This window comes from Nocardia sp. NPDC127606, assembly GCF_042671725.1.
Lineage (GTDB): Bacteria > Actinomycetota > Actinomycetes > Mycobacteriales > Mycobacteriaceae > Nocardia.
The window spans coordinates 1,180,912-1,193,702 of the sequence record NZ_JBHXWQ010000001.1 but is presented as its reverse complement, the minus strand read 5'-3'; the positions used below and the strand labels follow the sequence as shown (position 1 = coordinate 1,193,702).

Sequence of the window (12,791 nt, the reverse complement as noted above, 5' to 3'; positions counted from 1 at the left end):
GATTCGCAGTCGCAGTCTCGCCGGATCGGCGTCGTCGCACACTTCAGGCCGCACAGGCCTCGACCGGTTCGCCATCGACCTGGTTGTCGACGGCCAAAGGACCGACCACCACCCGGGCGCCGCGTACCAGGCGCATGTTAGAACTGGACATATGCCGCATACGAGTCCTGTTGCCGCCTGGAAGACCCTCCGTGAGGGGAACGATCGCTTCGTCGAAGGGCGACTGCAGCATCCCAACCAAGGCGCTGCGAACCGAACCGAACTCACCACCGGGCAGCACCCGTCCGCGATCCTGTTCGGGTGCGGCGACTCCCGAGTCGCCGCCGAGATCATCTTCGACCGCGGTCTTGGCGACATGTTCGTCGTGCGCACAGCCGGTCACGTCGTCGACGGCTCCGTGCTCGGATCGATCGAATACGGCGTCGAGGTACTGGATGTGCCCCTGATCGTTGTTCTCGGACACGACAGCTGTGGTGCGGTCCGCGCCACGATCGACGCTCTCGATTCCGGCGCCGTGCCCGGTGGATTCATTCGAAGTGTCGTCGAGCGAGTCACCCCGTCGATCCTGCTGGGCCGCCGCGAAGGACTGAGCTCCGTCGACGAACTCGAAGCACGGCACGTGGAGGAGACCGGCCTGTTGCTGACGCAACGGTCGAGCACCATCGCCGAGAAGATCCAGGCCGGAAAACTCGCCATCGCGTGCGTCACCTACAACCTGTCCGAGGGCAGGGTCCAACTGAACCGGGTGATCGGCAACATCGGCGAACTCGAGTAACCGCGACAGTCCACATCCGATCCGACGTCGTTGCGGTGTCACCGTTTACGTCCTCGATCGTGGCCGTGGGTCGATCCCCCGTGTCGTCGCGAGCGGATCGAAATCGGCCGACCACGGGGGCAGGGCGGACGGATCGGCGATCACCGCGCCGGACTCGATCTCGGTGACCAGATCGCGTCCGGTGACGGCCGCTGCCGCGTGCACTCCGCTGAGCATGGCGCCGACGGTGCCCGGGCCCCAACGAGTGCTCGTGCCGGCGAGGAAGAGCCCACCGATCGCGGTGGACGTGCCCGGGCGCATGCTCCCGAACTGATCAACGCTGACCTTCAGCCCGAAGGGCGCACCACCGGTGTTGCCGACCAACCGGGTCTGGGTGGCGGGCGAGCCCAGCTCAGCGATCTTGACAGTGGCCGAGGAACCGGGAAACGCCTGTTCCATCCGCTCAGCCATGCCGTCGAGCACGATCTTCTTGACCTCGTGATAGGTGCTGCTCGTGCGGTAATCGCCGGTCGCGAGGTCGTAGCCGTCAAAACCCCAGAGCTCCGGCTTGTAGGGGGTGATCGTCTGGACCTCGACCGTCGAACTGCCGACGGGCGCTGCCCGCCGATTGCCTGGATCACGTCGCGACGACGATTGGACGAACATCGGCTGTCTGGCCGCCATCTGCCGCGCCCACTCGGTGCCGGTGCTGAAGCCGCTGCCATCGATCAACTGGCGCGACATGCGCGTCAGCGAGAGCAGGGACTCGGCGTCGTCCCACGTCGGTATCGCGAAATAGTTGCTGTTCGGCGCGACTTCGGTGTCGAACTCGATACCGAAGAACCCATTGATGAGGGGCCGCGACATGGTCCAGCTCTTGACCCGCACGCGTTGGGCGATCGGCAGGTGTTCGAGGCCCACGAGTTCGGTGAACGTCTTGATGATGTCGGCGTCGGAAACCACGGTCGGCGCAGCGATCATTTCCCCATCCTCCAAACGCACGCCGGTGACCTGTCGGCCACTGACCGTGATCGCGCAGACTCGGGAGTTGGTGCGGATCGCACCACCGTGGGAGGTGATCACCTCGGCGAATCCGGAGGCCAGCATCTGCCCTCCGCCTTCTGGGTAGTACGAGCCGCTGCCGACATAGTCCTGTAGGAACCCGGCCATCGCCGCGGTCGGGAGACCGAGCGGTGTCGATGCCAGCGCGCCGCACTGGACAGACAGCGCGAGAATCGACCGCGGTGAGAAGCCGCACACCGTGAGGAACGCGGCAAAGGGCATGGCAGCGAAGAGGGCCGCGCGACCCGATCGGACCAGGGCGCGCCCCATCGCCGCATGTGAGGACACCGAGGAACGGTTGGCGGCCTCACCCAGGCGACGCACCACCGAGTGATACCGATACACCGCGGCGCGCTCGGTGGGAAACGCGTCGAGCAAACTCGCCAGGTAGGCATCCCATCCCACCGGTACCGCGAATTCGAACCCCGGCCCGATGATGCGGTCGAATCCGTCCTGATCCATCGGAAGCCAGTTCAACCGGTCGTCCAGCGCCAACCCGCGCATGATCGACGTGACGATCCCGTCGGGCCCGCATTCTCCGAGATAGTGAACGCCACAGTCGAATTCCCACCGTCGTTGCCTGCGGAACACATGCGAGGAACCGCCCAGCGCGCTGTACTGCTCCAAGACCAGTACCCGTTTGCCGGCCGCTGACAAGTACGCGGCCGCTGACAATCCGCCGAGTCCCGACCCGACCACAATCGAGTCGTACTGTGCCGGATTCGATTCAGACGTCGATGTCATCGAGTTTCCTTTCGGGGTGACGGGGTGAGCTGTTCCAGGCGAGGAGCACGGATTCGTTCGCGGGCTTCCATGGCAGAAAGACAGCGACAGCGACCGCGACGAACAACGACGCCGAAACCGTCACATAGGACGCGAGCGCGAACCCCTCCAACGACGCCGACTTCATCGCGTAGATCAGATCGGCCTTCTGCTGCGCGAAGGCGGGATTGGTGGGCCGCTTGACCATTTCGAGTACGGCGATGACGCTTTCGCGAGCGAAGCTCTTCTCGTTCGGGGTCATCAGGAAGTCCGGGATGGCATCGATGCGTGGGCCGACCTTGGTCGTATACACCGACGCCACCACGGATCCCAGTACCGCGACACCGAGCGTGCCACCCGCCTCGCGGGTGGTGTCGTTGACCGCCGAACCGGCGCCCGCCTCGTCGAGGGCCACCGACGACATGATCGATTCCGTCGCCGGGCCCTGCACGATCGCCAGCCCCAGACCCATCAGCACCATCGAGACCAGCACCGGACCCACATATGTCGTCTCGACCTTCACCTGGCCGGCGATGAACATCCCGATACTCATCACCACCAGACCGAAGACAATGACCGCGGTGGTGCCGATCTTCTGGGCGATCAGCGTCGCCAGTGGGGCGCCGACCGCGATGGCCACGGCGAATGGCAGTGAGTGCAAACCGAATTGCAGCGGCGACAGCTCCATCACGCCCTGGAAGTACTGGGTGATCATGAACAAGAATCCGAACATGGAGAAGTAGGCCACCATGATCGCCACCGCGGGCAAGGAGAATCGGCGGATCCGGAACAGGCTCATGTTCAGCACCGGCGAACTGGTGCGCATCTCCCACCGGATGAACACCGCGAAGCAGACCACCGCGAAGACGAAGCCGACCAGACTGGTCGCCGAAAGCCAGCCCAGCTTCGGCGCCTCGATGATCGTCCACACCAGGGTGGTGACGCTCAGCAGTGACAGGGCGATGCCGACGACATCGAGTCTGCCGACGTGTGCCGCTTTCGACTCCGGAACCAGCGAGCGGGTAAACGCCATGATCACCACGGCGACCGGGATGTTCACCCAGAAGACCGAGTGCCAGGAGAAGTGCTCGAGCAGCCAGCCGCCTGCGGTGGGGCCGATCGCGATGGCGAAACCGGCCATCGCGGTCCAGGCGGCGATCGCGATGGCCCGTTCCCTGACGTCGGTGAAGATGTTGATGATCATCGCCAAGGTCGCGGGGAACACCGCCGCGGCGAACACTCCCATCGCGGCGCGGGCGGCAATCACCTGGCCGAGATCGGTCGCCAGTGCGCCACCGACCGACATGACCGCGACGCCTGCCAGGCCGATCATCATCACTCTGCGTCGACCGAAGCGGTCACCGAGGTGGCCGAATGCCAGCAGCAGGCCCGCGAAGGTGAGCGTGTAGGCGTCGACCACCCACTGCAACCCGCCGAAGCCGGCATGCAACTGCACACCCAGGGACGGCAACGCGACGTTGACGACGGTGTTGTCCAGGACCACGAGCAGTTCGGCGGCACAAATGACGACAAGGGCCAGCCATTTGCCCCGCCCGCTCAGGGCTGGAGGGTGCGTTGCCGGTGCGGCAGGTTCGGCGACAGATGAGTGGGGCATGGGACATCGACTCCTCGTTATGGCATAAGGCGAACACGGGAGAGTGGCTGCCGACCCCGGCCGGGCCCGGCGATGGGCTTGCCAGGGCCGACAACCACGGGGGTGCTGGCGGCGGCGGCTCAATTCCGCGACAGCACCGGCTTCGCAGGGAAGGCCCGGACACTTCCCTTGCAGTTTTGGTGTTACCGCGCGTAACACCTGTGCCAGGTTAGTAGAACAAATGGTCTATAGCAAGAGGGCATTCGCCCAATCACTTGGTATTTCCGAAGGAGAGGATCCTGAGATAGCACCGATTGGTCTACTCGATGCCATCATCGCTAGGCTGGTGGCCTGTACAGAGGTGGGAGAGATTCATGGCTACCGACGCACGACGGCGCTTGATCGAGAGCACGATCGAGCTGGTCCGGCGCAGAGGTGTGGCCGGAACCGGAGTCGCCGAACTCCTCGAGCACAGTGGCACCGCCCGGCAATCGATCTACAAGCACTTTCCCGGCGGAAAGACAGAGTTGATCGAGGAATCCGTCCGTACCGCGGGGGCCTGGATCGAGCAGATGATCGAGCAGATGGCCGAAACGCTCTCCCCGGAGGAGATGCTGCACGCCTTCACCGAGTACTGGAAATGGGTGCTGGTGAGCAGCGACTACCAGTCCGGATGCCCGATCGCCGCCGCGGCATACGGTGGCAGCGAAGCACCGGTCGCGCGTGAACTGTCCAGCCAAGCGTTCCGACGCTGGGAACATCACCTCGCCGAGCAAGCCATCGCGCAGGGCGTGTCCGCCCCGACAGCGCACAGCCTCGCGACCACGACGATCGCGGCAATCGAAGGCGCGGTGATGATGTCGATCGCGGACCGCAGCATCACGCCCCTCAACCGCACCTACGACCAACTCCGCGAACTGCTCCGAATCCAGCTCGGCGCTGCTGATCACGCACCGATCCAGTAGAGGTGGTTCGCGAGTTCGAGTTCGAAACCCCATCCGCGACATCGCACTGGGCACCGACGTAGTCCTGCACTCGGTCGGCGAGGTCCCCCGCCACATCCGGCGCCGTACACAGGCAACGACCGCCGTCCGGGTCGAAGCCGACCAGCCGTCTACGGTTGAGTGCAGCGGCAGGACGTGATGGCCACGATCACGCTCGCGGTCCGAAGAACTCAGCTCGGGCGGCGGCGATACGTGCCTGGGCCTGGGCGGCGCCTTGGAAACTGACCGCGGCCGATCCGCCACCGGCGAGCCCCAAGGCGATGAGACCACCGATCACCGAGAGGAGATTCGGCTCGGGGAGGATGCCCGTGTCACTGGTGGGTTGGACCTCATGGGAGGGAACCGCCGCACCGCCGCCGGGTGCGGGCACGGCGGGTGGAACCCCTACTCCACCAGGGGCCGGTGATCCGGGCGACTCTCCAGCTCCGCCGGGAGCGGATCCGGCCGGCGGTGCGGCGGCGGCGCCGGGTGAGTTGCCGTCCGGTGCGCCGCCGGGTTCGGCGGTGTCGGGCTGGGCTGTCTTCGGCTCAGGCAGTAGACCAGGGGCCAAGACTTCGGGGGCGGGTTCCGGGGCGGGCGCCTGCGGTTCGGGTGCATTGCCGGGGTTGGGGTTGTTGCCCTGGTTACCGCCGCCGTTGCCTTGGTTGCCGTTACCGCTGCCGGGGTTCTGATTCCCGTTGTTGCCCTGGTTACCGCCGCCGTTGCCTTGGTTGCCGTTACCGCTGCCGGGGTTCTGATTCCCGTTATTGCCCTGGTTACCGCCACCGTTACCCTGGTTGCCGTTACCGCTGCCGGGGTTCTGATTCCCGTTATTGCCCTGGTTACCGCCACCATTTCCCTGGTTGCCGTTACCGTTTCCCTGGTTCGAGTTCCCGTGGTTCCCGCCGTTGCCGTGGTCTCCCGGACCCGCGACCAAACGGGTGGCGTCGCCGTCAGCGAATCCATCACCACGGGGAGCCTCGGTGGAGCCGAGTTCCCTGGCTGCGGCGATCTTCTCGCTGGGGACGACGGTCGGCTGAGCAGCCGCAAACCCGCCATAGCCGAGGAGCCCCAGAGCGCCCACGGTCCCGGCCACCACGGCTGTTCGTCTCATCCGTCCGACTGTCACGCGCCCTCCGTCCCATCCTCGATAGCCCAGCTCCCACCATTGCGGTCGGATCCGGCTCTCCCCGCGTTACGCACCGCCGCGCCCGAGACCTGACAGCGCGTGGATCACACACTTCGAGTAACCGTGTGAGTCAGGGAGTTCCCTGATGTGGTTTCAGGGCTCTCGCCGGATGTCGTCGCCTCCGGGCCTGCCTACTGTCGACGGCAGATCTTCAGGAGGGGCGTTCCATGCGAAAACTCACCGCGGCACTCGCGGCCACCACCGTGTATGCGGCACTGGCGACCTTGGTGTTCTGCACCATGATCACCGAAACCCTGTTCTTGTACCCGAACTTCTTTCACGACATTCCGGCGTCACTGATCGTGGCCGACGAATTCACCGCCGTCGTCTCGGTCGGCAGCGTGATGCGTCCACTGGGCGCTGTTCTGATGCTGACCGGCGCGGTCGCCGTAGCGGCGACTCTGTGGTCGAAGTCGTCGCGAATCTGGACGCTTGCCTCGATGCTCTCGCTGGTCTCCGGGCTGTTCCTGCTCTCAGCGCTGTACCTGTGGCCGCGGTGGACGATTCTGTTCGATGATCGCGCGCTGCACACTGTCGACGAATTGCACCGCACGGCCCACGAAATCGGGGTCGCGCACTCAGTGCGTGTGGTGTTGGGAGCACTCACGGCGTTGTTCGCTGTCATCGCGGCACTGCGGATCTACCGCGACCGGATTCTGCAGGCTCAATGCCAGCGCTCGGCGGCCTGACCGGCCCCGATGATTCGATTCCCGGTGACCCGTCGGTTCGTGGGATTCCGCAGGTCGGTGCCAGGCGTACGATCAGCGAACAACATGAGGCGGGGGCTTCCAGCGCGAGGTGATGTCGCATGTTCGATACCGATGTTCTGATCGTCGGCGCAGGTCCGGTGGGCTCGGCCGCCGCCGTCGAGGTGGTTCGGCGCGGCGTACGGTGCCGGATCATCGACGCGCGATCCGATCCGCCGCAGTACGCGAAAGCGGTCGGCATCCAGCCCCGCACGCTGGAACTGTTCGAGGCGATGGGCATCCTGCGCGAGGTCCTCGATGCCGGGATCCTGTTGCGCGGCCAGATCGCGTACATCAACGGCGCCGAGGCCGACCGAATGGATCTGGCGCTGCCCTCCGAGATTCCTTTCGGGTTTCTCGGACTCCCCCAGTACGAGACCGAGCGGATCCTGCGGCAGCACCTGGAATCGCTGGGCACGCGAGTCGAGCGCGGGGTCCGGCTCGTCGGGTTCACCCAGGACGAGGACGGCGTCGATGCCGTGCTCGCCGGACCCGAGGGCGAGTACACGGTGCGGGCACGGTATCTGGTCGGCTGCGACGGTGCGCACAGCACCGTCCGCAAGACGCTGGGCCTGACGTTCGAGGGTGCGGCCTTCGCCGAGCAGTACATGCTCGGCGATGTCGAACTGGACTGGTCACAGCCGCGCGGCTACACGGTGCGGTCGATGCACCAGACCGACGGTGTCACCGACGACGTGCTGGTCTGTGTCCCACTGCCCGGCCACCACCGCTACCGGGTGTCGATGCGGGTTCCCCCGGACCTGACCTCCGACGCCGTCGGCGGCGGCGGCGACAAGGTCGAACACGGACTCGGCACCGGGCCCGGACCGACACTGGCCGATATCCAGGCGGTGCTCGACCGGCTCGCGCCCGAACCGACGACCGCCTCGCACATGCGCTGGTCCTCGGTCTTCCGGATCAGCCATCGCATCGTCGACTCCTACGGCCGGGGAAGGGTTTTCGTCGCGGGCGATGCCGCTCACATCCATCCGCCCACGGGCGCCCAGGGCATGAACACCGGTATCCAAGACGCCCACAACCTCGCGTGGAAGCTCGCGCTGGCCGTCGCGGAGGTTGCGGCGCCGACGTTGCTGTCCAGCTACGACGCCGAACGCAGGCCGATCGGCGAAGAAGTGGTCGGCCGCACCGTCCGCGACGCCCGCGAGGGGATCGGCGCAGGCGAATCGGACCCCGAACGCGTTCTCCTCCGCGAGGCGCAACTCCTGATCGACTACCGCGACAGCCCCATCGTCACCGAATCCCCCACCGGCGCACCATCTCCCGTCGCGGGCAGCCGCGCACCGGACGCGATCGGACTCACCCGGGACTGCGTGACGTCACCTTTCCGGCTCTTCATCCTGCTCGACGGCCACGACCACACGCTGCTCTGGTACCTCGGCAACACCTGCGACACAGCCACTCTCACCGAGATCGAACGCCACGTCGAGCTGCTTCGGAAACTCACCGACGACCACCTCGACACCTACCTCGTCGCAGGCCTCGGGGCAACCGTCGACTCGACGATCCTCCCGGTCATCCGCGACAGTGACGGCGACTTCGCCCGGCAATACCATTGTGCCGCCGGCGCGGCCTACATCGTCCGCCCTGACGGCTACCTCGGCTATGCCGCCTCCCCTGCCGCCCCGGACGACCTCATCCGTCATTTCGAGTCGACCTTCGCCCCCGCCCCCGAAAGTGTTCTGGGAACCGCCTGATTCGCGAGGGAGGAAGGATAACGTGCCGACGCTCCCTACTGTGTCGTCGCGCGCGTCAGCCGTTCGTGTCGAGAACGTCACCCAGCGCGCGCGAATTCTTTCCCGGAGAAGCCGCCGTGGTGGCTCGGGAACATCGTGGGCTGCTGTCCGAGTCGCTCGGTTGGCCCCGCCGAGCCCACCGTCCTCGAGGACGATTTCACCACTCGGGTTCGGAGAGCCTTCTCTCGCGAAAGGCCTTGTGCAGTCGGGGGTTATCGCCCAGTCGCCGAATCCACCACAGATGCCCTGGTAGGAGCACGTTATTAAAGGTTTCTTGAGAGAGTGCACCGGTTGCGGCGACGACGTCTTCCGCCTGATAGCTTGACGGATACGAATATCGGATTCTGCCCAGACCCTCGCGGCGCCGGTGCGGGATCGTGCGCAGGATCGGAACCTCGCTTTGTCCGCTGGATCGACCCGTTCAGGCGGATGTGTGCTTGATCAGGAGTTTGCTTTGTCCGGTGCAAGAAATCTGAATCCAGCAATTTCGCAGCAGCTGTGTCTCGGGGCAGATCTGCCCGGTGCACGCAGGTGAGCGCACCGGATTCGTGGTACCCGGTTCCAGCTCAGCACGGTCCGTTTCTTTCGCCGCAGGAATTGCTCGCCGCGATCAACGGGGGCGCTGATTGCGATCAGCCGCTGGCGCGCTGGGCTCGCACCCTCGGATCGTTGTATCGGGACTGGCTGGCCGAACCGTCGGCCGTGTGGGTCGGTCGCCAGATCGCGGAGGTCGCGCACACCATCGATGTGTGGATCACCGCTCAGCTTCCGCGGCCACGCCCCGGTGCTCCCCGAGGAATCGACACGGTGGGCGGGGTGATCGGCCGGGTCGCCGAAGCCGCCACATACGCCCACTGGGCGCTGCACAACGCCGAGGACGCCCAGCGGCATCGAGCCTGGCACCATCTGGCCGAGATGCGGGAGGGCTACGAGGATCTGGTGCGGTCGGTGCTGGACGGTTCGGTCAATCTGCCGAAGTCGTGGCCCACTGTCAGCTGGCCGGCCGCGGCGACGTAGAAATCTGCTCGGTCCCCCGTTTCGAAGCGACGTGCCGGGGTATCGCCCGCTTGCAACCAAGGACCGCCACCGGGGACGGGATGCCCGAACTCCCGACCGGTCGGCGGGCGGTTGCCGGGGCTGGCGCGTCCGGTTCGGACGCTGTCCCAGACGACGGCCCCGGCAACCGCCAACCATGGCCAGCACCGTTTCCCCGCCTTGCTACCGGGCCTGACAACGAGAGCCGGTCTCGAGGTCAACGGTGTCGGACTCGGCGGTATCTAGCCGAGCTCACTTGCGTTCATCGCCGTTTGAGTGCCGGACCGGGATGTCCCGCCTATGGTCGCCACCTCTTGCGTGAATTCAGCCGCGGCCGGTGACAACGGCCAATCCGTGGGTAGGCGAAACCTTGCGCCGATCATCGCTACCGCATTCAGCACCGCGTCGATGCCGTCCCAACCTCTCGCGATCCCACACGTTTCGCCGTCGACCCGAACCAGGCACAGCATGCCGTCCCCGCCGACAGACTCGACGGGCCCGCAGAGGGCGATCGTGTGCCGGTCGCCGAGTTGGGTGATCGTCTGCGTTGCTACAACATCGGCGGCATCCATGGCATCGGGCCGATCACCTGCGGGTGGTACCGGAAAGCCGTGGTTCGCCGGGACGACGAACCGCGCCGACGCTCCACGATTCGCCTGCGCGAGCAGGTCACCGATGTCCAGGAGAGCCCGGTAGAGCGCCGCCAGCTCATCGGGGCCCTTGGCGGTGCGCCGCGTGTCCGCCAGCCGATAAGTGCACTCCGCGTTCCCGTGGACAGGGCGCGGTCGGCTCACCTCGATGACCACGACCTGGCCGCCTTCGGTGACGCGCCGGGACAAGATCGGTATCTCAGCGGCCTTACTCACAACACCTCCCACTCTTGGCACCCAGTCGGGCTGCCGCGAATTTTCCTAGCGCGATAGCACTGAGGTGGATATGACTCAGTCGCGCAGAGATCGACGCATGATCCGACTCGAGATCCGCGTGGTGTGTAGCCACTCGCGAAGACCCCACGAGCCCAACAGAGCCGACAGGAACATGTGCAGGCAAAAGGCGATGACGACGAGCTCTGCCCCATAGTCGCGGGTCCACTCCCCCATCGCCGGGGTTGCGATGCATCCCATTATCACCAGCGCGAACGACACGATGACGGCAAGTGGTGCCAGCGGTGCCAGCTCATCCCCGCGTTCACCCGAGATGCCGCGGTGCGGACCTTCGCCACGGTCCTGAAGCGCGAATCGATTATCGAAGTGAGTTCTGATGTAGACCATGTATCCTCCCACCCGGCTACCCCAGCCGGACCATTTCTTCTACGCCCGTACATTCCCCTTATTACGAAGATCAGCTCAGCCGATATTTACGGTCGTTGCCATCAGCGCCGCGCCGTCGGTGACACATAGAGTGCCAGATCGCCGAAGTCGATGGAGCAGAAACCGGAACCCTCTCACCTATCGACGAGGCCGTTATTTTTCAGTGACAATTTTCCTGTTTCCACAATGTGGGGTTACGCGGGGAAAGAGGGCGCACAACGCCTCGAACAGACCCGAATTCCAACGACGTAGTTTATGCAATCGTGACATCGTGGGCGCGACTTCACCGGTCGTGCGCGATTAGCGTCGCACCCGAAGCCATCGGTCGAATCACCCGACCCTTGAAGGGCGAATTGCCATTCACAAGAGCGCTATTCCCCGTTACCGAACAAGCCCCCACCCGCCTATGACGCTTGCTTTACCCCCGCATGTCAGCACACCCCGAACACAGTCCATCAACCCGACGGAGCGATAACAGTCAGACACGCACCCCTGCGCCGACCATGGAAGAACGGCACTGAACAACGGCTGCGAACAAATGCGCAAAATGGCCATGGTGACCTCGTTGGGGCTGCCACTGCCGCGATGGGTGCACGGACGGTCATGCCCGCCCGGTCGGGGTTTCGACCTCGTCGACATCCTTGTCGAAACGTAGTCCTCGCCAACTCGGATGCCGTAGCCGGCCGTCGCCGGTCCATTCCGTGAACGCCACTTCCCCGACCAGTTTCGGCTGTACCCAGGACACACCGTCCGGAGTGCGGCCTATGCCGGATATCGGCGGATCAGGACGTTGCAGCGGCGCGAGCTGTTCGGAGAGGTCAGCGAGCATCGCCGCTGTGAACCCGGTGCCCACACTGCCTGCGTATTCCAGGCTGCCGCGATCATCGGGTACGGCGACCAGCAAGGATCCGATCTGCCCGGCGCGGCGACCGGTGCCCTTCTTCCAGCCGATCAGCACGACTTCTTGATGGGTGACGTTCTTGACCTTGGTCCAGGCCGGGCTGCGCTGCCCGGGCAGGTACCAGCTGTTGCGCCGCTTGCAGACGATGCCCTCCAGCCCGAGTTCCTGCGAGACCGCCAGGGCGTCCGCGGCGGGACCGGGAAGCAAATGCGGGACCCGCCAGTGCGGGCCGGTCAGCCCGAGATGTTCGAGGAGTTCGCGTCGCTGGGCGTACGGCAATTCGATCAGAGACCGGTCTCCGATGTGGAGTAGGTCGAAGATCATGTAAGTCGCCGGAGTCGATTGCGCGAGGGCTCGGATAGTGGCGGGGTTGCGTTGGTGCATCCGCGGCGCCAACGCCTGAAACGAGGATCGGCCCGCGTGTTCGACCACGATCTCGCCGTCGACCACGAACCCGGGTTCGGCCGGAGCGAGCCCGGACAGCTCGGGCCAGGCGACAGTGATGTCGTTGCCGTTGCGCGACTCGAGCCGCAAGTCGTCATCGATATAGGCGATGGCGCGGACTCCGTCATGTTTCACTTCGTAGGCCCAGCGGTCGTCATCGGCAGGCAGTTGGCCCGCCGTGGCCAGCATCGCGACGTAGTGCGGCAATCGGGTCATACAGACCTCGCCATCACCTGATCGATCCCATGGACACCGTC

11 protein-coding genes are annotated in these 12,791 nt (G+C 65.3%); 5 read left to right on the top strand and 6 right to left on the bottom strand.

Features of this window, described 5'->3' with window-relative positions; translation table 11 throughout:
* The first annotated feature begins 151 nt into the window (after positions 1–151).
* A complete protein-coding gene (locus ACFVJ5_RS05680; protein WP_379219790.1) occupies positions 152–775 on the top strand; it encodes a carbonic anhydrase in 624 nt (207 codons plus the stop codon).
* A 45-nt stretch (positions 776–820) separates the two neighbouring features.
* On the opposite strand, the gene ACFVJ5_RS05675 is transcribed toward ACFVJ5_RS05680, so the two are convergent.
* Together ACFVJ5_RS05675 and ACFVJ5_RS05670 are read right to left on the bottom strand one after the other, a co-directional pair.
* Positions 821–2,560, bottom strand: coding sequence for a phytoene desaturase family protein (locus ACFVJ5_RS05675; RefSeq protein WP_379218697.1), 1,740 nt, complete (start codon positions 2,558–2,560; stop codon positions 821–823).
* Positions 2,544–4,193, bottom strand: coding sequence for an MFS transporter (locus ACFVJ5_RS05670; RefSeq protein ID WP_379218696.1), 1,650 nt, complete (start codon positions 4,191–4,193; stop codon positions 2,544–2,546). The genes ACFVJ5_RS05675 and ACFVJ5_RS05670 overlap by 17 nt, the downstream gene beginning before the upstream one ends.
* Before the next feature lie 353 nt (positions 4,194–4,546).
* On the opposite strand from ACFVJ5_RS05670, the gene ACFVJ5_RS05665 reads away from it, so the two are divergent.
* The gene (locus ACFVJ5_RS05665) at positions 4,547–5,137 is read left to right on the top strand and encodes a TetR/AcrR family transcriptional regulator (protein WP_379218695.1); all 591 of its coding nucleotides are present in this window, start codon (positions 4,547–4,549) and stop codon (positions 5,135–5,137) included.
* Positions 5,138–5,324: 187 nt separating this feature from the next.
* On the opposite strand, the gene ACFVJ5_RS05660 is transcribed toward ACFVJ5_RS05665, so the two are convergent.
* Positions 5,325–6,269 carry a hypothetical protein gene (locus ACFVJ5_RS05660; RefSeq protein WP_379218694.1) on the bottom strand — a complete coding sequence of 315 codons (945 nt, stop codon included), beginning with the start codon at positions 6,267–6,269 and terminating at the stop codon, positions 5,325–5,327.
* A 242-nt stretch (positions 6,270–6,511) separates the two neighbouring features.
* On the opposite strand from ACFVJ5_RS05660, the gene ACFVJ5_RS05655 reads away from it, so the two are divergent.
* The 3 genes from ACFVJ5_RS05655 to ACFVJ5_RS05645 all read left to right on the top strand — a co-directional run bounded on the left by ACFVJ5_RS05655 (position 6,512) and on the right by ACFVJ5_RS05645 (position 9,861).
* On the top strand, positions 6,512–7,033 hold the full coding sequence (locus ACFVJ5_RS05655) for a hypothetical protein (protein ID WP_379218693.1): 522 nt from the start codon (positions 6,512–6,514) through the stop codon (positions 7,031–7,033).
* Positions 7,034–7,152: 119 nt separating this feature from the next.
* Complete coding sequence (locus ACFVJ5_RS05650; protein ID WP_379218692.1) at positions 7,153–8,805, top strand: FAD-dependent monooxygenase; 1,653 nt, start codon at positions 7,153–7,155, stop codon at positions 8,803–8,805.
* Positions 8,806–9,375: 570 nt separating this feature from the next.
* Positions 9,376–9,861 carry a hypothetical protein gene (locus ACFVJ5_RS05645; protein ID WP_379218691.1) on the top strand — a complete coding sequence of 162 codons (486 nt, stop codon included), beginning with the start codon at positions 9,376–9,378 and terminating at the stop codon, positions 9,859–9,861.
* A gap of 260 nt (positions 9,862–10,121) precedes the next feature.
* On the opposite strand, the gene ACFVJ5_RS05640 is transcribed toward ACFVJ5_RS05645, so the two are convergent.
* The 3 genes from ACFVJ5_RS05640 to ligD all read right to left on the bottom strand — a co-directional run bounded on the left by ACFVJ5_RS05640 (position 10,122) and on the right by ligD (position 12,750).
* Entirely contained in the window at positions 10,122–10,685 is a 564-nt protein-coding gene (locus ACFVJ5_RS05640; protein ID WP_379218690.1) for a hypothetical protein, read from the bottom strand.
* A 135-nt stretch (positions 10,686–10,820) separates the two neighbouring features.
* The gene (locus tag ACFVJ5_RS05635; protein ID WP_379218689.1) at positions 10,821–11,150 is read right to left on the bottom strand and encodes a hypothetical protein; all 330 of its coding nucleotides are present in this window, start codon (positions 11,148–11,150) and stop codon (positions 10,821–10,823) included.
* A 640-nt stretch (positions 11,151–11,790) separates the two neighbouring features.
* Complete coding sequence (ligD, locus tag ACFVJ5_RS05630) at positions 11,791–12,750, bottom strand: non-homologous end-joining DNA ligase (protein ID WP_379218688.1); 960 nt, start codon at positions 12,748–12,750, stop codon at positions 11,791–11,793.
* Positions 12,751–12,791: the final 41 nt, after the last annotated feature.